Source organism: Candidatus Flexifilum breve (assembly GCF_016713355.1).
The window spans coordinates 1,315,076-1,338,582 of record NZ_JADJPI010000035.1 but is presented as its reverse complement, the minus strand read 5'-3'; the positions used below and the strand labels follow the sequence as shown (position 1 = coordinate 1,338,582).

The window sequence follows — 23,507 nt, the reverse complement described above, 5'->3', positions numbered from 1 at the left end:
AATGAGCAAGAAGTTTGCGATCATTTTCCTCGCGCTGTTGATTCTGTCGGTCGTACCGATGGTCAACGCGCAGGATGATTCGAATTATACTATCGCCTTCGTTCCCGGCGTGAACCCCGATCCGTTCTATATCACGATGGCTTCGGGCGTGAACCAGGCGGCCAGCGACCTCGGCGTCACCATCATCCAGCAGGACCCGGAACGCTTTGACGTGACCGTGTCGGCCCCGATCATCGAAGCGTTGATCGCCCGTGGCGACATTGACGCGCTCGTGACCGCGCCGAACGACCGCGCGCAGTCGATTCCGGTGCTGCAGGAAGCCTACGACGCCGGTATCCCGGTCATCACCGTTGACACCTTCATCGGCGACGGCAACTACGCCGACGGCGAAGTCACTTTCCCGCTGAGCTACATCGGCTCCGACAACACGCAGGGCGGTTACATCGCTTGCGCGGCCTTGGCCGACGCTTTGGGCGAAGGCGCGAAGATTTACATCCAGAACGTGCGCCCCGGCATCAGCACCACTGATCAGCGTGAAGATGGCTGCGAAGCCGCCGCCGCCGACCGTGGTCTGGAAGTCGTTCGCATCGACTACAACGACAACAGCGCCGATACGGCGCAGCAGCAGACCTCCGCCGTCCTGCAAGCGAACCCGGACATCACCGGGATCTTCGCGACGAACACGTTCGGCGCGTTGGGCGCGGGTTCGGCCATTGAGAACGCCGGGTCTGGCGGGCGCGGTGCAAGTCGCGCTGTTCGATGCCTCGGAAGAGAACATCGGCTACCTGCGTGATGGTACGGTCTCGCTCGTCATCGCCCAGAAGCCTTCGGACATGGGTTACCTCGGCGTCGCACTGGCGACCGCGTACCTCGACGGCTTCCAGAGCCTGCCGAAGCGCGTCCCCACTGGCTACTTCGTCTTCACGGCGGAAAACGTCGATGATCCGGCGAATGCCCGCTTCATCTACAGCAGCGCCACCGCCGAAGCGCAGCCGCGTTTCGACAGCAGCTTCAATCTGGCGTTCGTCCCCGGCGTGAACCCGGATCCGTTCTATATCACCATGTCGCGCGGCGTCAATGCGGCGGCCGCTCGCTATGGCATCACCGTCATCCAGCAGGACCCGGAACGCTTTGACGTGACTGTGTCGGCGCCGATCATCGAAGCGCTGGTCGCTCGTGGCGACATCAACGCCCTCGTGACCGCGCCGAACGACCGCGCGCAGTCGATCCCCGTGCTGCAGGAAGCCTTCGATGCGGGTATCCCGGTCATCACCGTCGATACGTTCATCGGCGATGGCAACTACCTTGATGGCGAAGTCACCTTCCCGCTGAGCTACATCGGCTCCGACAACACGCAGGGCGGCTACATCGCTTGCTCCGCGCTGGCGGACGCGTTGGGCGAAGGCGCGAAGATTTACATCCAGAACGTGCGCCCGGGCATCAGCACCACCGATCAGCGTGAAGACGGCTGCGAACAGGCCGCCGCTGACCGTGGCCTCGAAGTCGTCCGCATTGACTACAACGACAACAGCGCCGACACGGCGCAGCAGCAGACTGCCGCCGTCCTGCAGGCGAATGCCGACATCACCGGCGTGTTTGCGACGAATACGTTCGGCGCGTTGGGCGCGGGCGCGGCGATCCAGAACGCGGGTCTGGCGGGCGCGGTGCAAGTCGCGCTGTTCGATGCCTCGGAAGAGAACATCGGCTACCTGCGTGATGGCACGGTTTCGCTCGTCATTGCCCAGAAGCCCGCGGACATGGGCTACCTCGGCGTGATTGGTCAGATGGCGAATGCGCGCGGCGTCACGTCGATGCCCGAACGCGTTCCCACCGGCTACTTCGTGTTCACGTCGGAAAACGTGGACGATCCCGCGAACGCCCGCTTTATTTACAGCGGCAACTAACGCGGATCTGAGAGTTTAACCCGGCGCGGGCGTTCCTGAGAGCGCCCGCGCTCGGTAAAATGCGCTATCCTCTATATCAACCTCTCCAAACGCCGTCAGTCGAGTGACCTGTGCGTTGCCAAAGGGGTATCAAATTGAATGGTTCAAATTTATGAGGCAGGATAACCACTCATGGCAACAGCCACCGCGTCAAAATCTGCCCTGAATACGCGCGATCGTCTGCTCGACATTCTCGCGAAGGGGTGGGCTTATTTCTTTTTGCTGGCAATGGTACTGTTCTTTTCGGCCACCGGCCCCGGTTTCTTTAGCGTCAATAACTTTTCGAATATTCTGGTCACCAGCACGCTGGTCGCGCTGATGGCCATCGGTCAAACCTACGTGGTCATCACGTCCGGCATTGACCTGAGCATCGGCTGGACGGTCGGCCTCGCGTCGGTCGTGTCCGCGCGCACCATGCGCGACCTCGTCAACGGCGGGATGGACATCGGCACGGCCATGCTGATCGGCGTGAGTTTAGCGCTGCTCGTATCGCTCATCCCCGGCATCATCAACGGCATCCTGATCGCCCGCGTGAAAGTGCCGGCGTTCATCGCCACGCTCGGCATGTATGGCATCGTGCGCGGCGCGGCTTTCCTGCTCACGGATGGTCAGCAGGTGGTCGGCAACCTGCCGGAAGGGCTGCGCGAAGTGCTGCGCGCGCTCGGCAACGGCAGCTTGCTCTACTATGTGCCGGATCAAGGCTTAGTCTGGTTTGCGCGACCCGATAACTTACCACCCCAGGTTATCCGTGGAGTCGCGTCACTGCTCCCATACCCGGTGATCGTCACCGCGGTCGTGGTGGTGGTGTTCGCCTTCATCCTCGGGCGGACGCAGTTCGGGCGGCACACCTACGCCATCGGCGGCAACCCGGACGCGGCGACGCGCGCGGGCATCAACGTGAAAAATCATCTGCTGTGGATTTACGTCCTGTCGGCCTTTACGGCGGGCATCGCGGGCGTGCTGCACAGTTTCCGCTTTACGGCGGGCGCGCCGCAGGCGGGTGAAGCCGCGCTGCTCCAATCGGTCGCTGCGGTCGTGATTGGCGGCACGAGCTTATTCGGCGGCGAAGGTAAGATCAGCGGTGCGGTGATCGGCGCGGTCATCATCGGCGTGCTGCAAACCGGTCTGGTCATCCTCAACGTCGATTCGATCTGGCAGTTTATTGTCGTCGGCGTGGTGATTATCGTCGCCGTGCTGGTCAATCAGGCGCAGGCGGCGCTGGAAAGGCTGCGGACTACCAATGGCTGAGATCATTCTGAACGCGCAGAGCGTTCATAAACACTTTGGCGGTTTGGTCGCGCTCAAGGGCGTCGACTTTCAGGTGGCGCGCGGCGAAGTCGTCGCGCTGCTCGGCGATAACGGCGCGGGCAAATCCACACTGATCAAGTGCATCTCCGGCGTATACCGCCCCGAAGGTGGGCAGATCACCTTCAACGGGCACGAGATCACCGGACATTCGCCGTCGTCGATCCGCGACGCGGGCATCGAGACGATTTATCAGGATCTCGCGCTCGCGGAAAACCTTGATGTGGGCGCAAATGTGTTCCTCGGCAAAGAGAAGAAGCGCAAAGTCCTCGGCTTCATCCGCGTGACCGATGACGAGTACATGCGGCAGGAAGCGTCGAAGGTGCTGGATCGGCTGGATATTCACATTCCGTCGCTCAAGCAGCGCCTGGTGAACCTGTCCGGTGGTCAGCGGCAGGCGGTCGCCATCGCCCGCGCTATCTACTGGAATGCCAAGTTGGTCATCATGGACGAGCCGACGGCGGCGCTCGGCGTGCCGGAACAGCGTAAAGTGCTGGCGCTGGTGCGCTCGCTGCGCGATCAAGGCATCCCCGTGATCCTGATCAGCCACACGATGACCGATGTGCTGGAAGTCGCGGATCGCTGCGTGGTGATGCGGCGCGGGCGCGTCGCCGCCAACCTGCCGCAGGGCCAGTTTGACGCGGAAATCCTCGTCAAACACATTGTCGGCGCGGGAGAACTGAGCGCGTAACGCTATGGCACTGGAACTACTCACTTTTGGCGAGGCGCTGGTCGAAATCATGCGGACGGCGCTGGATGTGCCGCTGGATACACCGGGGGAATTCACTGGGCCGTACCCCAGCGGCGCGCCGTTCATCTTTGCGGTGCAGGCGGCGCGGTTAGGGATGCGGGTGGGCGCGCTCGGCTGTGTCGGTGCGCAGGCCGATGGCCAGCTTGATGCCTTCGGGCGCAATCTCGTCGATCAACTCGAAGCGGATGGCGTCGATACCTCGGCGGTGATTGCGCTGCCGAGCTACACCACGGGCTGCGCGTTCGTGGCCTACAGCAGCGACGGATCGCGCGATTTCGTGTTCCACTTGCGCCACGCCGCCGCCGGGCAGTTGTCGCCCGCCCTGCTCGATCAACCTGCCGTACAAAACTTGTTCAGCGGGTTGAAGTGCCTGCATATTATGGGCTCATCACTATCCATGCACGCCGATGCGCTGGTGCTCGGCACACGCATGCTTGAACTGGCCCAGGCGCAGGGCGCAAAGATCAGCTTTGATCCGAACCTGCGCCCGCAGTTGATCGCGCCGGCGCAGGCGAAAATCGCGTTTGCGCCGTTCGCGGCTGCCGCGGATGTGATTATGCCAACCGCGGAAGAAGCTGCACTGCTGACCGGGGAATCGACGGTTGCGGCGGCGGCTGGTAAACTATTGGTGGGCAAGCCGGACGGCGTGGTGATCATCACGCGCGGTGAACACGGCTGCACCGTTTACACACCGGCAGGGCACACCGACGTGCCCGGATTCGCAGTGGCAGAAATCGATCCAACTGGCGCGGGCGACTGTTTTGACGCGGGCTTCCTCGCGGAATGGCTGCGCGGCAAGTCACCTATCGACGCGGCGCGCTGGGCGAACGCGTGTGGAGCGCTCGCCGTCACGCAGCGCGGCCCGATGGCCGGGGCGGCATCGGCGGCACAAGTTCAGGCATTTATCGAGACGGCTCAAGAAAGGCTCTAAATCGATGGCAACTTCCCTCACTCCTGGTCGCTGGCGCGGCCTGAAGATGACCAGTACCGAAGACAATATTTTCACCATCCTCGCCTTTGATCAGCGCGGCAGCTACCGCAAGATGCTCCCCGCCGATACGAGTTACGAAGACGCGGTCGCGATCAAGCGCGAAGTGGTGGTCACGCTGACGCAGAAGACGAGCGCCGTGCTGCTCGACAACCAGTATGGCTTGAGCGCGGCGATGGATATGCGCGGTGGCTGCGGTCTGCTCATGTCGTACGAAGAGAGCGGTTACAGCGGCGATGCGACTTACCGCAAGCTGATTTTCAACGACCAGTGGACGCTCGACAAAACCAAGCGGATGGGCGCGTCGGCGATCAAGCTGCTGGCGTACTACCACCCGCACAGCGGCGCGCTGGCCGACGAAATCGAAGGCGTCATCGCGCAGGTGATTGCGGATGCGCATAAGGTTGATCTGCCCGTGTTCCTCGAACCGATGTCGTACAGCCTCGACGCCAACATCGCCAAGGAAAGCGCTGAATTTGCGCGCAACCGCCCGCAGGTGGTGCGCGATACGGCGGAACGCCTCGCCAAGCTCAAGCCGGACGTGCTCAAGTTGGAGTTCCCGATGGACGCCGCCTTCGACACCGACAAAAAAGGTTGGGAAGCGGGCTGCAAGGCCATCAGCGCCGTGTCGACCGTGCCGTGGGTGCTGTTGAGCGCGGGCGTCGACTTCGACGTGTTCGCGGAACAGGCGCAGATTGCATCGACGGCGGGCGCGAGCGGTTGGTTGGCTGGCCGCGCGATCTGGAAAGAAGTCACGAAGATGGGACCCGCAGAACGCACGGCGTTCCTCAAGGATGTGGCCGTTCCGCGCGCCGAGAAACTGGCCGCGATTGCGAAGCAGTACAGCCGCCCGTGGACGGATTTCTACAAGGCTCCGGTCAGCAGCGAGACGTGGTACGTCAATTACTAGATCAGCAGTTGCAAGGACGAGGCATGAACGTGTGGACAAAGGTCGCCTTCTGACCCCACCCCCGCCCCCTCCCCGAATTCAGGGAGGGGAGCCAACAGCGTTCGCCAAGCTGATTTCCTCTTCGTAGGGACGCGATTTATCGCGTCCGCAAGCCCCAAAAGACGACCTGCTTCGCCGTTACGAAAAATGGGACGCCAATCGGCGTCCTTTTTTGTGCGGCGGGTACGCCTGTCACTCCGCCACGCCGAGGTAATCGATGATCGCCCGCACGAAGATGCGGGTGGTGGCGATGAAACTGTCGAGCTCGACATATTCATCGGCGGCGTGGACGCCCGCGCCCGCCGGACCGAATCCACAGATCGCTGGGATGCCGCGGCTGATGAACATCCAGCCATCATTCCACGGGCCGCAGCCTTCGGTCGTCGGCGTGATGCCCGCGATCTCCTGCGTCCGCCCCTTGAGGATCTGCACAATCGGTTCGTCCGTGGCAATCTGTACGGCAGGGACGAACAACAGCTTATCCAGCGAGTAATCCAGCCCCTCAATGCGATCCAGTCGTTCGCGAATGAGCCCTTCGAGCTGCGCTTCGGTGTTGCCCGGCATGAGGCGCGAGTCGCCGTAGGCAATGCATTCTTCCGGCACCGTGTTGATCGTCGCGCCGCCCTGAATCAGCGTGGGGAAGGTGAAGACCGATTTGCGTCCGGGGAAGGCGGCGGCGGGCTGCGACGGGATCTCGAGATCGCGCAGGGCGGTGATCACATCGCCCATCGCGGCGATGGCGTTCTTGCCGAGTTCGCGCCGTTCCCATTGCAGCGATCCGGTATGGGCGGCTTCCCCGCGCACGGTGATTTTGAAGCGGTAGCCGCCGCGGTGACCAATGGTCACGTTGTCGAGCCCCGGCTCGGCGACAATGGCGGTGGTCGCCGTGAGGCCGTGATCGAGCAAGTAGTTCGTGCCGTAGGGGGACGCGCCGCCCGGCTCTTCGTCGACGGCGAAGGTCAGCAGCAGGTCACCGCCCAACGCGATGCCCGCTTCGAGCAGGGCTTTCGCGGCGTAGATGAAGACGGCGAGCGAGGCTTTCATATCCAGCACGCCAAGGCCGTACAGACGATTGCCGACGATGGTCGCGCCGAAAGGATCCATCGTCCATTGCTTGCTCGGCATAACCGTATCCATGTGGCCATTCAAAGCGAGCGTTTTGCCGGCGTTCGCCGTGCCTTGCAGCGTGGCCACGACGTTTGGGCGTTCCGGCGATGCGCCGATCAGCGTGGGTTCGAGGCCGATGGCGCGCAGTTGGGCGGCGATGACGGCGGCCATCTCCTTTTCGATGCCGGAGTCTGGCGTCGATTTGTCGACGGTGTAGGGATTCGCGCTTTTGGCGCGCACGAGGGCTTGCAGAAACTCAATCTGCTCGGCGCTGTTCCGCGCAATGATGCTGTCCAGCGTACTGAAATGATCAACTGCCATACTTGTTCCCTCGTTCCCGGTGGTGATCCGCACGCGGAGTAGTATATACAACACCGGCATACGGGAAAAAGAGGGAATGCCGGATAGTTTAGCTGGGGTGCAGCACTTCGCTGATGCGTTCGAGCAGCAGTTCGACATCGACGGGCTTATTCAGGTAGTCGACGACGCCGAGTGCGCGCAGCTCTGCCAGCGTAGATTCGGAGACGTAGCCGCTGAAGATCAGCACGGGCACGTTGATTTCACGCCGCCGCAGTTCCTGACACAGTTCCAGCCCGCCCATGTCGGGCATGGCGAGGTCGCTGAGGACGAGGTTCACGGGCGGCTGCGCACTGGCAATTTTTTCGAGGGCGGCGTGACCATTCTCCGCGCTCAACACTCGATAGTTGGAAAGTTCCAGTACTTCGCTCAGCGAACCGCCAATTGATGGGTTGTCTTCGACCAGCAGAATAACTTCCTGTTCCCCCATGACCGGTTCGGGAAGGGCCGCTTCTGTCAGCATGCCGAGACTTTCGTCGTCCAGTAGGGCAGGCAAGAAGATGGAAAAGGTCGTCCCTTGCCCCAATTGACTGCTGATGTCAATCTGCCCGCCGTGCTGTTGCACAATTCCATAGACCTGAGCTAAGCCTAAGCCTGTCCCTTTGCCCGCGGCTTTGGTGGTGAAAAACGGCTCGAAGATGTGTGGCAAAATCTCCGGGTGAATGCCCATGCCCGTGTCGCGCACCCGGATGCGAATCCAATCGTTGGGGTCGGACTGCTGACGATTGGGCACGCTCTTGCCGCTCACGCGGAGCAGTTCGATATACAGATCGCCGCCGTGCGGCATGGCATCGCGCGCGTTTGAGGCGAGGTTCATAAGAAGTTGAAGCGTGCGCGTCGGGTCGCCGAGCAGTTTGAAATCGTCTTCGGTGACGGACAGGCGCAGGTTGATGCTGGCGGGCAGCAGTCGTTCAAGCATCTTTGCCAGCTCTTTGAGGAGTGGAACAAGATCGAACGGGTGCATCTCCAGCGTCGAGGAACGGCTAAAATCCAACAACTGCTTAATCAGTTCCGCACCACGTTCGGCCTGCTGGGTGATGTTTTCGAGCGCCTCTAGACTGCGCGGGCGCAGTTCGTTTTGCTGGCGCTGAATGATGTACGGCTGGAGCATGATGCTGGCGAGAATGTTGTTGAAGTCGTGGGCGATCCCCGCGGCAAACTGCCCAACCGCGGCGAGGCGATCCTGCGCCTGAATGCGATCACGGATTTGGCGATCAGCCGTGACATCGCGAATCACGAGCACCAGATCCCGCGGGATGTTGTGATCATCGACGCCGTCGTCCTCCCGCACACAGGAGACGTTCACCTCAAAGATGCGGGGCGGCGTGGTGTCGGTCTGAATTTCACGCCAGCCGTCGTAGTGGCGCAGTTGCTCGAGTGTGTAATCCCCAAGATGCGTGACCACCGAGCCGGGCGATAGATCCGCCAGCGTAATGAGATAGTCCTGCGCCTTGGCGTTGGTGAGCACGATGCGCTGCTCGGGGTCGAGCAGGGCCACGCCATCCGGCACGGTGGTGACCAGTCGCTGTAAGCGGGCGGCATGCATTTTTTGCCGCCGCTCATTCGTGATTTTGTAGAGCGCCATTTCGACCGTGCTGTGCAGTTCGCGCTCCTCGAAAGGCTTGACCAGATACCCGTAGGGTTCGGTCATTTTGGCGCGCTGCAGCGTGGCTTCGTCCGCGTAGGCTGTCAGGTAAACGATGGGAGCATCCAACCGCTGGCGCAGCGCCTGGGCGGTTTCGATGCCATCCAGAGCCCCTTTCAGGCGAATGTCCATCAGCGTGAGATCGGGTTGAAACTGCTCAGCTAGTTGGAGCGCTTCGGTGCCGGAAGCGGCAATGCCTACGACACGGTAACCTAGCCTCGTCAACCGCATCTGGAGGTCGAGTGCGACAATGCTTTCATCTTCAACAATGAGGATCGATGTGGTCATGAGTGCTTTCCTTAAACATGTCACAGCTCGTTTGATCAGCGATGTAGTGCCGGAGGATTACGAATTTACGCCGCCCATGTTATATTTCAATAGTGTAACTCGGTAAAGCAAGGTCGATCAATGGTTGAAACCTTAGAATTTGACTTTGATCTGTCACGGCGGCGCTTACAGCGGCGCCGTCCGCGGCAGCGCCGCCGTGATCGCGGCCTGCAGCTGCTGTTTTGAGAATGGCTTGAGCAGAAAACCCGCTAGATTGGGTACTTGCTTGACCCGGCGCAGCGTGTCCTCGTCCGAGAAAGCGGTCAAAAAGATGATTTGGGTGCCGCAGCACGTGTGGATTATCCCCGCCGCGGCGATTCCATCCATCTCCCCTTGCAGGCGAATGTCCATCAGCACGAGATCCGGACGCGTGCGCTGAACTTCGGCGATGGCTTCGGGACCCGACAGCGCGTGGCCGACCACGGTACAGCCCACCTGCCGGAGCGTCAACATCAGGTCGAGCGCGACGACGCTCTCATCCTCGACGATGAGAACGCGCGGCAGGCTGGCCGGCGTGGCGCTGGTCTGCGCCGATTCTCCGGTCGCTGCCTCCGGTGCCTCGTCAATACGGTTCGGATGCAGTTTCCATGGCAGACGCGTGCTCGGGAGCCGCGCTCCTGGGCGGTAGGAGGGGGAGTGAACGGGCATGATCCAGTGCATCATTTAAGAGGCCTTGCTCAGACTCATAGGAAATGTCGCGCAGAATTGAGTGCCGTCAGCGCGCTTCAGTTCGATCACCCCGCCCAACTGGCGGACGAGGCTGTTGACGAGCTGTAAGCCGAGCGAGGGCGTGGTGCGAAAGTCGAGTTCTGCCGGGAAACCGACGCCGTTATCCTGGACAACCAACTGGTACTGTGAACCCACGCACCGCATTTCGACGCGCACCGTACCCGGTCGCCCGCTCGGAAAAGCATGCTTGAAGGCATTCGAGATCAGTTCATTGATGAGCAGCCCACAGGGGACGGCGAGATTGGTATCGAGCAGGATGTCATCCGACTCGATGGCGACGGTGACGCGCCCTTCGGTCGTTTGGTAGCTGCGCATGAGCTGTCCGGTCAAGTCGCTCAGATACGACTGAAAGTCGATGCGCGCCAGATCGTCTGAACGGTACAGACGTTCGTGAATGAGCGCCATCGACCGCACACGATTCTGACTGTCCTGAAAATGTCCCCAGACATCTTCATCCACGACATAACCTGCCTGCAGGTTGAGGAGGCTGGAAATCACCTGTAGGTTGTTTTTGACGCGGTGATGAATTTCCTTGAGCAGCACCTCTTTTTCCTGCAGCGAGGCGCGGAGCTGTTCGTCGATGCGTTTGCGATCGGAGATGTCATTCGAGACAATGCACATCAGGGTCTGTTCGGCGTAGTGGATCAAGCTGACACGCACGTCCATGTCGATGCGCCGGCCCGCTTTGGTGAGGTATTGACGCTCGCCGATGGCGGCGCTGCCGTCGGCGAGCACCTGCTGGACGCGGGCATCGATGCTGGCGCGCTCGTGCCCGACGATATCGTACAGCGTCACCGACTGGATTTCGGCTTCGGAGTAGCCAGTCAGCTTGAGGAAGCTCGGGTTCGCCTCGACGACGCGCAGGCTGTCGACATCCACGAGAAAGATGCACGCGGTCGACTGCATCATCACGGCTTGGTAACGGCTGTTGCTTTCCACCAGCGCCCGATGATCGCTTTCGAGCCGCGTCGTACTCGTGCGCAGCTTTTCGACCAATTCGCTCACCCAGCCTGCCAGACCGCCGAGCAGGATCAGCGTCAGGCTGCTCAACACGCCCCGGAAGAGCACCGACGAGGCGTCTGCCCCGGCGAGCGCCAGCAGCACGTAGTTGATCAGCACCATGGCCGTACCGCTGATCAGCCCGGCCAGCTTGCCCATTGTCCAAGCGATGGCCGCTACCGGGATGAACGAGAGGACCACCGCGACTCCCCCCATGATGGGGTAGAGCGCGAAGAACAAGACGATGAACATGGTGCCAAAACCGGGAATGACTACCGTTCGCCGCCACGCTGGCAGTTGTTGAAAACGGGGCAGGTACGCTAACATGCGGCTGCCTCAGGCGCTTGGGGTGGACAGGGAAACTGCGCTGCGGTGAAGCTGAATGCGGTCATCAGGTAGACCTCGTCTCATTGGGGAGCAGCGTATCCTCGCTGGAAGGGAAGGTTATGCTCACGACGGTTCCGTTCGCTCGGTGCAGCTCTAGCGTGCCCTTCAATTGTTTGGTCAGGCTGCTGACTAACTGCAGGCCGAGCGTTTTGCTCTCACGGAAATCGATCTCTGGTGGCAGGCCAACGCCGTTATCGGCGACGCGCAGGTGATACCAACCGTGGTCGCCGCGGGTGACGTCGATGCGAATCAGTCCACCCGCGGCGCCAGTAAATGCATGCTTGAAGGTGTTGGAAATCAGCTCGTTGACGATGAGCCCGCAGGGAATCGCCGTATCAACATCCAGTTGAATGTTCTCCGCGCGGATTTCCAGTTCGACCCCGTGACTCCGCCCGTGATAGCCTTGCACCAGATGCCCGGTGAGATCCCGCAGGTACGCCTCAAAATCGATGTGCGAGAGCTCGCTGGAACGGTATAGGCGTTCATGAACCAGCGCCATCGAGCGGATGCGGTTCTGGCTGTCTTCGAACTGGACGCGGGTGGCTGGGTCGGCGATGGTGCCCGATTGCAGATTGAGCAGACTGGCGATGATCTGCATGTTGTTTTTGACGCGGTGATGAATCTCTTTCAGCAGGACTTCTTTTTCCTGCAGCGAGGTCCGCAACCGGGTCTCACTCTGAATGCGCTCGGTGATGTTACGGGCGACGTTAACCGAGCCGATCACCTGACCCTCGCGCAGGATGGGGCTGGAACTGATTTCCGCGGTGATCACGCTGCCATCGAGCGCAAGAAATTCATACAACGTGCCTTCGATGCGTTCGCCGCGCAAGACGCGAGCCGCTTCTTCGAGCGCTTTCTCGCCGTAGCCCGGACGCAGCAGCGGTAACACCGTGATCAATTCGAGCGATTGACCAATGAAGGGTTCCGGCGGATAGCCGAGGATGCGCTCCACGCTCGGCGAGATCGAGGTGATGATGCGGTTAGCGTCATACGAGTACACCACGTCGTTGAGGTTGGTGAAATGCAGGCGGTAGATCTCCTCGCTTTGGCGCAGCGCCTGCGCGATTTGCTCGCGTTCGGTCACTTCGCGCGCGTTGACGATCACGCCTTTGACGGCGGGGTACTCCAGAAGATTAGTCGCCGTGAATTCGAGCACATGGTATTGACCCTCGCTGTCGTGGAAGCGCGCTGTACTCACCTTGATCGGCGCGCCTTCCCGAAGCCCCTGAGTCATAGTTGTGAGGAGATCCGTCACGTCATCAAGATGCAGGAATTCCAGCGTGCTATGACCAATCACCTGCTCCCGGGTGCGCTTGAAGACTCGTTCCAACGAAGGGCTGACATATTGAATCGTGCCAAACATGTCAGTAATGATGGTGATGTCGGTCGATTTCTCGATCAATGCGCGGAAGTATTCTTCGCTTAAGCGGAGCTTGTCTTCGATTTCACTGCGTTCGGTGACATCGCGCGCATTGACGACGATGCCGCGAATCGCCGGATGATCGAGCAGGTTATTAGCGACACACTCGATTTTGTGCCAGTGTCCGGCACTATCGGCGACGCGGATTGTGGTCGGCGGGGCGACCCCGGGCTGTTGGACGGCGTGCCTGAACTGCTCCACGACTCGTTCGCGATCCTCCGGATGGATGAATTCCAACGCGTCCCGATTGGTCAGCGTTTCGATTTGGTAGCCAAACATCCGACCCACTGAAGGGCTGGTATAGCGGATCTGTACATCCGCGCTGATGATGATGACGAAGTCCGTGCTGCGTTCGGTCAGCGCGCGGAAGTACTCTTCGCTCATGTGGAGCGCAGTTTCCGCCCGGAGGCGTTCCGTCACATCGCGCAGCACGAAGATGTGGCTGACCAACTGGCCGCGCCAGTCCCGCACGGGCGATTGGCGCACATCAAACTGCCGAACGTTCCCATCAGCGTCTGGGCGCGTAACGATGGCAGTCTCCGCGCTGATCTGATCGGTCCAACCCGGCCAAGACGCCTCAATCGTCTCTCCCAGCAATTCTTTGAGCGAGCGTCCCAGCATCGCTTCTGCTGCCGGGTTCAGGTTGAGGATGCGATCTTCGAGATCGACCATGAGCACGGCGTCGGGCAAGAACTGGATCGTCTGGGTGCGAGCGATGGGCAGGAGATCCGCCCGGCGGAGACGCACAATCGTGAGCACAAAGACGGGAATGGACATGACGAGCGTGAATGGAGCCAACCGGAGTTGGGGGACGGGGGAGAGACCACTCCAATCCAAAATGCTCGCGAAGACCGTCGCCAGAACGGCCACTAACACCATCGTGCCTTGCCAGCGAAAGCCGGGGGTGTGCAGCAAGCGCCGGGTGATCACGAACGTGCCGCTCAGCGCAACAATGTACGAATAGATGTAGAAAATGGCGAAGAACGGCCCCGGCTTGATCATAATGTGGGCGATGGTGCCGTCCCGTTCGAGCTGCAGGTCACTGACAAAGTAGCCGTGTGTCTCGTTGGTTAGCACCACGATGCTGCACACGATCGGCAGCACGGTGAGCAGCAGCAAGCGGCGCCTGGTCAGGATCGCGGTGGTATTGGTGAACTGGCGCGCCAGATACATCCATAAGACCGGGATCGGGAGCATCGCCAGATATTCGAGCTTGTACCACGTGGTCGCGGTCGCGAGGTCGGTGCTGGCCATTTCCAGACCGTTGGCGAGCAGCCAGAGCGCACCGCACCACAGCATAATTGAGCCGGTGAATGCCGTTGGCCGACGATGACGGGTCTGCCAGCGCAGCAGGCCGTAAACGGTGATGAGCGCGGCGAGGGCGATTAGAATGAGACTGGGGAAGGCGGCGAGTAAATTCATAAACTGATCATCCACCCGGCAGCAGGCGCAGCGCTTCACGCAGCTCGGCATCGGCGAAGGGCTTGGCGATCAGACTGGAGGGCATAATCGGCGCCATGCGGGTCCGCGTGGATGGATCCGTGTAGGCGCTCAGAAATACGATCGGAATGGCGGCTTGCGCATGGATATGGGCGGCGGTGTCGATGCCGTCCAGTTGGCCGCTCAGGCCGATATCCATAAATATGAGATCGGGTTGGCTGGCGGCGACGATGCGAATCGCTTCTTCGCCGGACGTGGCTGTCGCTAACACGGTACAGCCGAGGCGTTGTAAGCGCGTCTGGAGGTCGAGGGCGATGATCATCTCATCTTCGACGATGACGATCCGGGGGCCGGTAGTCATCGCTCGGCGCTCAGATCAGCGGCGTGCATCACGGTGTCACCACAGCCGGTCAACGGGAATACGATTAATGGTGGCGGCATAGCGGTTGGCCTCAGCGTGAGTAGATGAATGACCCTCTCTATATCGTATGACGGAAGGGAGTTGTAACAATAGGCAGATCATGAATACATCGTAAAGGATAAGTTTGTGCTCGCGCATGTGTTGGGGATGGTGGGTTGATGAAGCCCTTGTGCAGTTGCGCCAAAGTGACGCACGGTACCGATTGGTCACGCCGCGGGAGATAGCAAAAGTGCCCAAGTGATTTGCGCTGGTTTTGGTAGGCTTTCGCCATTTTTCCGATGTGTCAAAAATCACTAAACTCTCCACATCCAAATTTCTGATGAGAGGAATATTCACCTATGGCGCGGAAACTGCTGCTGCTGTCGATTCTCACCGTTGTCCTGCTTGGCGTGCTGTCGACTGCGGTCGTAGCGCAAGATGAATTTGTGTTCGGGCTGATCCTCGTCGGGCCGAGCACGGACCGAGGCTGGAGTCAGGCTCACTTTGAAGCCGCGGAATATGCCGTCGCCAACGTCGAAGGCGCGCGCATGCTGATGTTTGAAAGCCTGAACCCCGCCGATTCGCCGGAAGCGACACTGCTCGGCGTGGTCAGTGACATGGTGGCCGAAGGCGCGCAGCTCATCATCACCACGTCGGATGCGTTCGAAGAAGATACATCCGCCGTCGCCGAACAGTTCCCCGAGGTGACGTTCGTCAACATCACCGGCAGCAACGTACTTGAAGGCGCCCCCGCCAACGTGAGCAACTACGATGCCCAGCTTGAATGGGGCGAAATGATCGTCGGCTGCGCTGCCGCGCTCACGACGGAGACCGGGCAGATCGGCTATCTTGGGCCGCTGATCAACGCGGAGACCCGCCGCCTCGCCGCCTCTGCCTACCTCGGCGCGAAGCACTGCTATGAGACCTATGCGGGCGGCAACCCGGACGATCTCAACTTCACGGTGACGTGGATCGGCTTCTGGTTCAACATCCCCGGTGTGACGCTCGACCCGACCGAAGAAACCAACTCGTTCTATGACAATGGCGCGGATGTGGTCATTTCCGCCATTGACACCACGGAAGCGCTGACCGTCGCTGGTCTGCGCGCGGGCAATGGCGAGGCCGTGTACGCCAGCGGTTATGACTATCGCGGCGCCTGCGAAATCGCGGCGGATGTGTGCATCGGTGTGCCGTACTACAACTGGGGTCCGTACTACACGCGCCTCATGGAGTCGGTAAGCGCGGGCACGTGGGCGCAGGCGTGGGAGTGGGAAGCGCCGTCGTGGGCGGACATCAACGATCCGGATGTGTCGCCGATGGGCTTCGTCAAGGGTTCCGCGCTGAGCGAAGAAGATGCGGTTTCGCTGGACGCCTTCATCGCTGAATTGGCCGCGTTCGGCACAGCGGAAGAAAACGCTGATCGCATTTTCCTGTTTGAAGGCCCGCTCAACTATCAGGATGGCAGCGCCTTCCTTGCCGAAGGTGAATTCGCCGAACCGCTCGACATTTGGTTCCTGCCGCAGCTCCTTGAGGGTATGATTGGCGCAAGCGAGTAATTGGCGAACCAACTTCGGGTGCAGAGATGATCAACGATGCGGTGCTTTTGAATGAATGGCATGTGGTCGCGCGCAGCGCCGAACTGCTGCCGGGACAACCCTTGGCAGCGCGGCTGCTGGATGAGGACATCGTCCTCTGGCGCTCCGGCGATCAAGTGCTGGCGTGGCAAGACCTGTGTATCCATCGCGGCGCGAAGCTGTCGTTGGGGAAGGTGGAAGGGGAGCGGCTGATCTGCCCGTATCATGGGTGGGTTTACAACGAAGAGGGGAAATGTGTGCTCATCCCCGCGCACCCCGAGCAGATTCCCCCAGAACGCGCCCGCGCGCAGGCGTATCGTGCGCTCGATCTGTATGGCTGGGTGTGGGTGACCTTAGGGAACCCCACCCATCTCCCGCCCGCGTTCGCGGAATGGGATGACAGCGGTTTTCGCAACATCCACTGCGGCCCGTACTTCTTCAAGGCGGGTGCGCCGCGTGTGATCGAGAACTTCCTTGACGTCGCGCACTTCCCATTCGTGCATGAGGGCTATCTCGGCGACCCGCAGCACACGGAGATCAGCGATTACGACGCGATCATCGCCGAGGACGGCGTCACGGCGGATAACATCCGCGTGTGGCAGCCCGACCCGGACGGACTGGGCGTGGGCAAGCATGTCGCCTATACCTACCGCGTGATGCGCCCGCTGGTCGCCTACTTCGTCAAGCGCATGGAGCAGACGTTTTCGATCTACTTCGTCGTCACCCCGGTTTCTGAGTTTGAGAGCAAGGGGGGGATGTGGATGAACTACAACTACGGCTTCGACATTCCGGAAGAGGAACTGCGCGCGTTTCAGGCTACGGTCGCGGGGCAGGATGTGCCGATTGTCGAATCGCAGCGCCCGGAACGTCTGCCGCTCGATTTGCAGGCAGAACTGCACCTGCGGTCAGATCGCACGGCGATTGCCTACCGCAAGTGGCTGCGACAGCTCGGGTTGTCGTTCGGCACAGCCTAGAGCCGGTATTTCCAGCAAACAACGAGCGCATCCCCAGGGATGCGCTCGTTTGATTCTGGCCGGGGTGGTTTCAAGCGTGAATTACGGCGTCCACCACACGTGACCACCGCGGAGAATCGTCGCGATTTGGTCGGGAAACTCCTCGGCGCTGACGGGTTTGCCGATGAAGCCGTCGAAACCTGCCGCCTTGGCGTCGGCCAGCAGGTGCGTGTGTACCGTGTAGGCGATGATGGGGATGCCGTCATAGCGGCGGTCACTTTTGAACAGCTGGAGCAGTGCAAAGCCGTCCGTCGCCATTTCGAGATCGAGAAAGATGAGGCTGACGCCGACAAACCGCCCGAGGTCGTTCGCCACATTTCCGGCGCGGGGTTCCCGAATCGAACGGATGCCCTCGATCTGAAGGAGCTGGGAAAGTACAGTGAGGTTGTCGGTGTTGTCGTCGATGATCAGCGCTTCAAGCGAAAGCATTCACGTGTTCCTTGTGAAAGAATTTAGAAGTCTACTAATCATTTTACAACACATATTTATCCTCAATACATGTTATATGTCTGGAAAATGCGTGTTGATCGTGACAGGTGTTATGGACGGGGCGGCGCGGTGCTTTGGCGTACGATGAGTTTGGGATGCAAAACGGTCTGCTGAATGGGCGTGTCGGGCTGCTCGATCAGGCGCACGACGTATTCGACCGAGACCTTCCCCAGCATCGTAAAATCCTGCCGGACGGTGGTCAATGCGGGGCAGACGTGCGCGGCTTCCGGCACATCGTCGAAACCCACAATCGATACATCTTCCGGCACACGCAGCCCGCGCTGCCGCAGCGCCGTATTCGCGCCTAAGGCCATCGAATCATTGCCGATTACCACCGCCGTGAAGTGCACGCCGCTGTCCAGCAGTTGATTCATCGCGCGGAAGCCGCTTTCGAGTGTCCAATCGCCTTCCAGACTCGTCCCGCTGGGCAAGCCATTTTCACGTAAGGTGTCTGCCCACGCCGCATGCCGATCGCGCCCATCATAGTTATTGAGCGGCCCGCTGATCTCCGCAATGTGGCGGTGACCAAGGTCGATCAGGTGCTGCGTCGCCAACCGTGACCCGAGCGCCTGCGCATAGATCACCGACGGGATGTTCGCGCCGAGCGACGCGCCGATCTGTACAAGGGGAATGTTGTCCGTCAGGCGCTGAAGTTCAGCATAGGTGAAGTCGAGCGGTACGAACGGGACCAGCAGCAAGCCGTCGACAAAGCGCGATGACGCACTCTCCAGCGAACGGATGAACTCGTCCTCGAAGATCGCCGAGATCGAGAAGTGGTAGCCGAGGTTATGGGCGGTACGCGCCATCTCCGGCAGGAAGCGATTCAGTCCGCCATAGAAGATGATGACCTCAAGGGTCTGCGACCGTTCGGTTTGCATGATCTGCGCGGCACGGTTGGGGCGAAAGCCAAGCGCGCTGATGGCCGCCTGCACGCGTTCCCGGGTGGCAGGGGAGACATGAACGTCATTATTGATGACACGCGAGACCGTCTGGTAGGAGACACCAGCGTGGCGGGCAACATCGCGAACTGTGGGGCGTTTGCTTCTCATAGGCGGCGATTCCAATTACGATCTCACAACCTCAAGTATACAATATGTGACCAGTCACTAGAAGGTTTGACCAAAACACCCCTCTTACTGCTATAAAGTCCGGTTATTTGTCGGTAGTCGCTAAAATTGCTCCCATGAAATACTTGCAATCTCACAATTAGCTCATGTATAGTATTTGTGAACAGTCACAATTGGAGAAAATATTATGAAACATCGGATCCTGCTTTTTGTATTCCTTCTCTCGCTCCTCTCCTTTACTTCGCTTGCGGCTCAAGATGTGCAGTACAACGAGTCGCCCATGCTCGCCGCGCGCGTCGCAGCGGGTGAACTCCCGCCGGTGGCGGAACGTTTGCCGTCGAATCCACGGGTCGTCAGCTTTGATTGGTCGCAAATTGGCACGTACGGTGGCGACTTCCGCGATCCGTTTGTGGGCGACGCCTTTTGGTCAAGCCAGATGGTCTTCTGGACGTTCTGGAAGGGGCTGGTGACGTGGAACGAGACATATTCGGACTGGATGCCGAATATCGCCGAAAGCGTTGACGTGAGCGACGATGCGCGCATGTTCACTTTCCATATTCGCCCCGGCGTCAAGTGGTCGGATGGCGTGCCCTTCACCGCAGATGATGTGCTCTTCGTCATCAATGACATTTACGGCAATCCCGAATTGAACGGCGGCTCGTTCCCGTCCGGTTGGCTCAAGCCCGGTCAGGAAGCCCCAGTCGCCGAAAAGATCGACGACTTGACCTTCAGCCTGACGTTTGATGTGCCCTACGGCATGTTCCTGCTCAACATGGCGGGTTGGCCCGGTTGGGAACTGGTCACTGCGCCCAAGCACTACCTCGAACAGTTCCATATCGCCTACAATCCGGATGGCATCGACGAACTGATCGCGCAGACCGAAGGCGCGGAAGACTGGGTCTCGCTGTTCCAGGCGCATTCGGCGGTCGGCCCCGGCACGGACGCGGCGGTCATCAGCCGTGACGTGAACTACCCGACGATGTTCCCGTGGATCTACACCCAACCGATGGGCACGGGCACGCAGTTCATTGCCGAACGCAACCCGTATTATTACTGGGTCGACGCGGCGGGCAACCAGCTCCCGTACATCGATCGCATTGTCGGCTCAGCCTATCAGGATGACCAGACCATGCTCGTCGACGTGCTCGCCGGCGAATACGACACGATGGCGAACACCACCGACCTGCAGCGCCCCTTGTTCTTCGAAAACGAAGCGACCAGCGGTCTGAGCGTTTACCAGCTTCAGAGCGAAGGCGGCGGCAAGGTCAGCATCATGTTCAACATGACGCACCCGGAACTCGGTTCCATCTTCAGCGAACGTGACTTCCGCATCGCTATGTCCTACGCCATCAACCGCGACGAAGTGATCGACATCGTCTACTTCGGGCAGGGCGAAGCCCGGCAGGTCTCCCCGATTGAAGACTCGCCGCTCTATAACGAACAGCTCACTACGCAGTACCTTGAGTACAATGTCGACGAGGCGAACGCGCATCTTGACCTCGTGCTGCCCGACAAGGACGGCGACGGTTTCCGTCTCAACCCGGCGACGGGCGAACGCCTGACCATCGTCATGACCGTCCAGTCCGGCGACTATGGGCTGCGCTTCACGGATGTCGCGGAACTGCTCAAGCAGTATTACGCCGATGTCGGCATCGATTTAGTCGTCGACGTGGTCGACAACTCGATTTGGACGGAACGCCGCAACGACAACAGCATGGAAGCGACCGTGTTCACGGGTGAAGGCGGCTACGGCATCACGGCCATCACCGACCCGCGCTATTTTGTCCCGGTGCACGGCCAGTCGATCTGGGGTAACGCCTGGAATCTGTGGTATCTCGAACCGAACAACCCGAATGCCGTCGAACCCCCGCAGGAAATCAAGGATCACATCGCGCTGTATGAGCAGGTGCGGCAGGCGCCGACCAGCGAACAGCGCATCGAACTGATGAGTCAGGTGCTGCAAACGGCGGCGGATAACTTCTGGGTGATCGGCATCTCCAGCGCGACCGGCCCCTATCGCCCGCTGAGTGCGCGGCTCGCCAATGTGCCGGAAACGTGGGTGGACGGCTGGAATCCCGGTGGCCCGGCGATTGCCTTCCCGGAACAGTGGTTCTATCGCCCGGAATAGCGACATAATCCTCTAGCAGTTGAGGGGCATGGCGGACACCATGCCCCGCTTCCACATCCGTAAATGACGTTAGTTATGGATAAAACAGCCGAGTGGCGATGATTTTGCGTGACTGCCCTGTTATCCGACCCCACCCCGGCCCCTCCCCGAATTCGGGGGAGGGGAGACAGATAAGTGCGTCTGTGTAGGGCGAGGCATGCCTCGTCCTGAGCGGTTTGGCGGGTGATCACAATATGGGCGCAGATGCGGATGGATCGACAAGCAGCTTATCCCTAACTGACGTTAAATAGACAAACTAGGATTGTCGATGGCGAAGTATATTTTGAAACGCCTGCTTTATGTCATCCCGACGATGATCATCATCTCCGTCGTCGTGTTCACGACCATTCAACTGCCACCCGGCGATTACGTGACGCAGATGATCGAAAACATGCGCAACCAGACGGGCGGGACGACGTGGTCGCCCGAATTTGAAGCGGCCATGCGCGACCGCTATGGTCTGGATGAGCCGATGGTCGTCCAATACACCAAGTGGATTGGCAACATCGTGCTGCGCGGGGATTTCGGCTATTCGTTCCAGAACTCCGAACCCGCCGAAGTCGTCATTCGGGATCGTATGGGGATGACGCTGATCGTGTCGATTTCGAGTTTCGTCTTCACATGGATCATCGCGCTGCCCATCGGCGTCCTGTCGGCGGTTAAGCAGTACAGCCTCGCCGACTATGTCTTCAGTTTCATCGGCTTTATCGGGTTGGCGACGCCGGGCTTCCTGATCGCGCTGGTCTTGATGTTCCTCGCGTTCAAGTACGGCAACGTCAGCCTGAGCGGCCTGTTCTCACCGGAATTCGAGAACGCGCCGTGGAGCTTTGAGCGGGTGATCGACCTGTTCAAGCACATGTGGATTCCGATGATCATCATCGGGGTAGGTGGCACGGCTGGGTTGATCCGCGTGATGCGCGCCAATTTGCTCGACGAACTGCATAAGCCGTATGTCGAAACGGCGCGCGCCAAAGGCCTGCCGGAATGGAAGCTGCTGATCAAGTACCCGCTGCGCGCGGCGATGAACCCCTTTGTGAGTTCGATTGCGTGGTTTCTGCCGAGCTTGATTGCGGGGGAGGCGATTGTCTCGATTGTGCTCAACTTGCCGACCATTGGCCCGGTGTACCTGAATTCGCTCTTGCAGCAGGATCTGTTCGTGTCGGCGGGCTTCCTCATGCTGCTCAGCCTCGTGACGATCCTCGGCACGCTTTTGTCCGATCTCATGCTGGCGTGGCTCGATCCGCGCATTCAGTACAGTTAGGAGGAACTCATGGCTAACGAGATGATGCAGACCGCCGTTCCTCCAGTCGCGCCGCTGGCCGTTGAAGAGAACGAACCGCGCCTCGTTGTGGCGTCGCAGTGGCAGTTGATGTGGTGGAAGTTTCGTAAGCATCGGCTGGCAATGATCAGCCTGGCGATCATCATCGGTCTGTACGTGGTCGCCGTGGGCGCGGGCTTCTTCGCGCCGCAAGCGGTCGATACCTACAACCGTCGCTATACCCAAGCGCCGCCCATGCCGATTCAATGGTTCGATAACGGGCAGTTCGCGCCGTTTGTGTACGCCTACAAGGGCGAAACTGACCCGCGCACGTATGCCCGCATCTACACGATTGACGAAGAGAACAAGATTCCGCTCGGCTTTTTCGTGCGCGGCGACGAGTACCAGATCGGTCTGCACGGCGTCCCGATCTACCCGATCAACCAGTTGGCGATCACGCTGGATATTCACTTCTTCGGGCCGATTACCAAAGGCGAGCCGTTCTACCTGTTCGGCACTGATGATGTGGGGCGCGACGGCTTCAGCCGCCTGATCTTTGCGTCGCAGGTGTCGCTCTCGGTCGGCTTGGTGGGCGTGTTCCTGAGCTTGATCCTCGGCGTGGTGCTGGGGGCGTTGTCCGGGCTGGTCGGCGGCGTGGTCGACAACGTGATCCAGCGCATCATCGAAATTCTGCGCTCCATCCCGGATATTCCGCTGTGGATGGCGCTGGCGACGGCTGTGCCACCGCGCTGGGACCCGATCTACGTGTATTTCGGCATTACGATCATCCTGTCGCTGCTCGGCTGGACGCGCCTCGCGCGTGAAGTGCGCGGTAAGTTCCTCGCGCTGCGTGAAGAAGACTTCATCGTCGCCGCCGAACTCGATGGCGTGCCGCGCCGCCGCATCATTTTGCGCCACATGATCCCCTCGTTCATGAGCCACATCATCGCCGCGACGACGCTCGCCATCCCCGGCATGATCCTCGGCGAATCGGCGCTCAGCTTCCTCGGCTTGGGGCTGCGCGCGCCGATTGTGAGCTGGGGCGTGATGCTGCAGGACGCCATGAACATCGCCACGATCAACAGCATGCCGTGGCTGCTGCTGCCCGGCGCGGCGGTCGTGGTCACCGTGCTGACGTTCAACTTCCTCGGCGATGGTCTGCGCGACGCCGCCGATCCGTATCATACCTAGG

At 60.2% G+C, this 23,507-nt stretch carries 19 protein-coding genes; 11 read left to right on the top strand and 8 right to left on the bottom strand.

The window, feature by feature from the left end; genetic code table 11:
• Nucleotide 1 precedes the first annotated feature (1 nt).
• The 6 genes from IPK17_RS28705 (at nt 2) to IPK17_RS28680 (ending at nt 5,897) form a co-directional block, all read left to right on the top strand.
• Nucleotides 2–793, top strand: coding sequence for a substrate-binding domain-containing protein (locus IPK17_RS28705; RefSeq protein ID WP_343421129.1), 792 nt, complete (start codon nt 2–4; stop codon nt 791–793).
• Nucleotides 714–1,904, top strand: coding sequence for a substrate-binding domain-containing protein (locus IPK17_RS28700; RefSeq protein WP_343421128.1), 1,191 nt, complete (start codon nt 714–716; stop codon nt 1,902–1,904). Before IPK17_RS28705 ends, IPK17_RS28700 begins: the two co-directional genes overlap by 80 nt.
• Before the next feature lie 171 nt (nt 1,905–2,075).
• Entirely contained in the window at nt 2,076–3,191 is a 1,116-nt protein-coding gene (locus IPK17_RS28695) for an ABC transporter permease (RefSeq protein ID WP_343421127.1), read from the top strand.
• Complete coding sequence (locus IPK17_RS28690; RefSeq protein WP_343421126.1) at nt 3,184–3,939, top strand: ATP-binding cassette domain-containing protein; 756 nt, start codon at nt 3,184–3,186, stop codon at nt 3,937–3,939. Before IPK17_RS28695 ends, IPK17_RS28690 begins: the two co-directional genes overlap by 8 nt.
• A gap of 4 nt (nt 3,940–3,943) precedes the next feature.
• Nucleotides 3,944–4,930, top strand: coding sequence for a sugar kinase (locus IPK17_RS28685; protein WP_343421125.1), 987 nt, complete (start codon nt 3,944–3,946; stop codon nt 4,928–4,930).
• Nucleotides 4,931–4,934: 4 nt separating this feature from the next.
• On the top strand, nt 4,935–5,897 hold the full coding sequence (locus IPK17_RS28680; RefSeq protein WP_343421124.1) for a tagatose 1,6-diphosphate aldolase: 963 nt from the start codon (nt 4,935–4,937) through the stop codon (nt 5,895–5,897).
• Nucleotides 5,898–6,128: 231 nt separating this feature from the next.
• On the opposite strand, the gene IPK17_RS28675 is transcribed toward IPK17_RS28680, so the two are convergent.
• The 6 genes from IPK17_RS28675 to IPK17_RS28650 all read right to left on the bottom strand — a co-directional run bounded on the left by IPK17_RS28675 (nt 6,129) and on the right by IPK17_RS28650 (nt 14,708).
• Nucleotides 6,129–7,364, bottom strand: coding sequence for a M20 family metallopeptidase (locus IPK17_RS28675; protein WP_343421123.1), 1,236 nt, complete (start codon nt 7,362–7,364; stop codon nt 6,129–6,131).
• 88 nt (nt 7,365–7,452) lie between these two features.
• The gene (locus IPK17_RS28670; protein ID WP_343421122.1) at nt 7,453–9,333 is read right to left on the bottom strand and encodes an ATP-binding response regulator; all 1,881 of its coding nucleotides are present in this window, start codon (nt 9,331–9,333) and stop codon (nt 7,453–7,455) included.
• 165 nt (nt 9,334–9,498) lie between these two features.
• Nucleotides 9,499–10,035 (bottom strand): response regulator, encoded by a 537-nt coding sequence (locus tag IPK17_RS28665; protein WP_343421121.1) that lies wholly within the window; start codon nt 10,033–10,035, stop codon nt 9,499–9,501.
• Entirely contained in the window at nt 10,036–11,427 is a 1,392-nt protein-coding gene (locus IPK17_RS28660) for a sensor histidine kinase (protein ID WP_343421120.1), read from the bottom strand.
• Between the two features lie 64 nt (nt 11,428–11,491).
• The gene (locus IPK17_RS28655) at nt 11,492–14,329 is read right to left on the bottom strand and encodes a PAS domain S-box protein (protein WP_343421119.1); all 2,838 of its coding nucleotides are present in this window, start codon (nt 14,327–14,329) and stop codon (nt 11,492–11,494) included.
• A 7-nt stretch (nt 14,330–14,336) separates the two neighbouring features.
• Nucleotides 14,337–14,708, bottom strand: coding sequence for a response regulator (locus IPK17_RS28650; RefSeq protein WP_343421118.1), 372 nt, complete (start codon nt 14,706–14,708; stop codon nt 14,337–14,339).
• 398 nt (nt 14,709–15,106) lie between these two features.
• On the opposite strand from IPK17_RS28650, the gene IPK17_RS28645 reads away from it, so the two are divergent.
• Both IPK17_RS28645 and IPK17_RS28640 read left to right on the top strand, forming a co-directional pair.
• Complete coding sequence (locus tag IPK17_RS28645; protein ID WP_343421117.1) at nt 15,107–16,303, top strand: BMP family lipoprotein; 1,197 nt, start codon at nt 15,107–15,109, stop codon at nt 16,301–16,303.
• 26 nt (nt 16,304–16,329) lie between these two features.
• Complete coding sequence (locus tag IPK17_RS28640) at nt 16,330–17,295, top strand: aromatic ring-hydroxylating dioxygenase subunit alpha (protein WP_343421116.1); 966 nt, start codon at nt 16,330–16,332, stop codon at nt 17,293–17,295.
• 81 nt (nt 17,296–17,376) lie between these two features.
• Here the strand turns inward: IPK17_RS28640 and IPK17_RS28635 are convergent, their stop codons facing one another.
• Together IPK17_RS28635 and IPK17_RS28630 are read right to left on the bottom strand one after the other, a co-directional pair.
• The gene (locus IPK17_RS28635) at nt 17,377–17,763 is read right to left on the bottom strand and encodes a response regulator (RefSeq protein WP_343421115.1); all 387 of its coding nucleotides are present in this window, start codon (nt 17,761–17,763) and stop codon (nt 17,377–17,379) included.
• Nucleotides 17,764–17,873: 110 nt separating this feature from the next.
• Nucleotides 17,874–18,872, bottom strand: a complete 999-nt coding sequence (locus IPK17_RS28630) for a LacI family DNA-binding transcriptional regulator (RefSeq protein ID WP_343421114.1) — start codon at nt 18,870–18,872, stop codon at nt 17,874–17,876.
• Nucleotides 18,873–19,077: 205 nt separating this feature from the next.
• Between IPK17_RS28630 and IPK17_RS28625 the strand changes: the two genes are divergently transcribed.
• The 3 genes from IPK17_RS28625 to IPK17_RS28615 all read left to right on the top strand — a co-directional run bounded on the left by IPK17_RS28625 (nt 19,078) and on the right by IPK17_RS28615 (nt 23,506).
• Nucleotides 19,078–21,018, top strand: coding sequence for an ABC transporter substrate-binding protein (locus IPK17_RS28625; protein WP_343421113.1), 1,941 nt, complete (start codon nt 19,078–19,080; stop codon nt 21,016–21,018).
• Nucleotides 21,019–21,325: 307 nt separating this feature from the next.
• Nucleotides 21,326–22,318 carry an ABC transporter permease gene (locus tag IPK17_RS28620; RefSeq protein WP_343421112.1) on the top strand — a complete coding sequence of 331 codons (993 nt, stop codon included), beginning with the start codon at nt 21,326–21,328 and terminating at the stop codon, nt 22,316–22,318.
• A 9-nt stretch (nt 22,319–22,327) separates the two neighbouring features.
• Nucleotides 22,328–23,506, top strand: a complete 1,179-nt coding sequence (locus IPK17_RS28615; RefSeq protein ID WP_343421111.1) for an ABC transporter permease — start codon at nt 22,328–22,330, stop codon at nt 23,504–23,506.
• Nucleotide 23,507 lies beyond the last annotated feature (1 nt).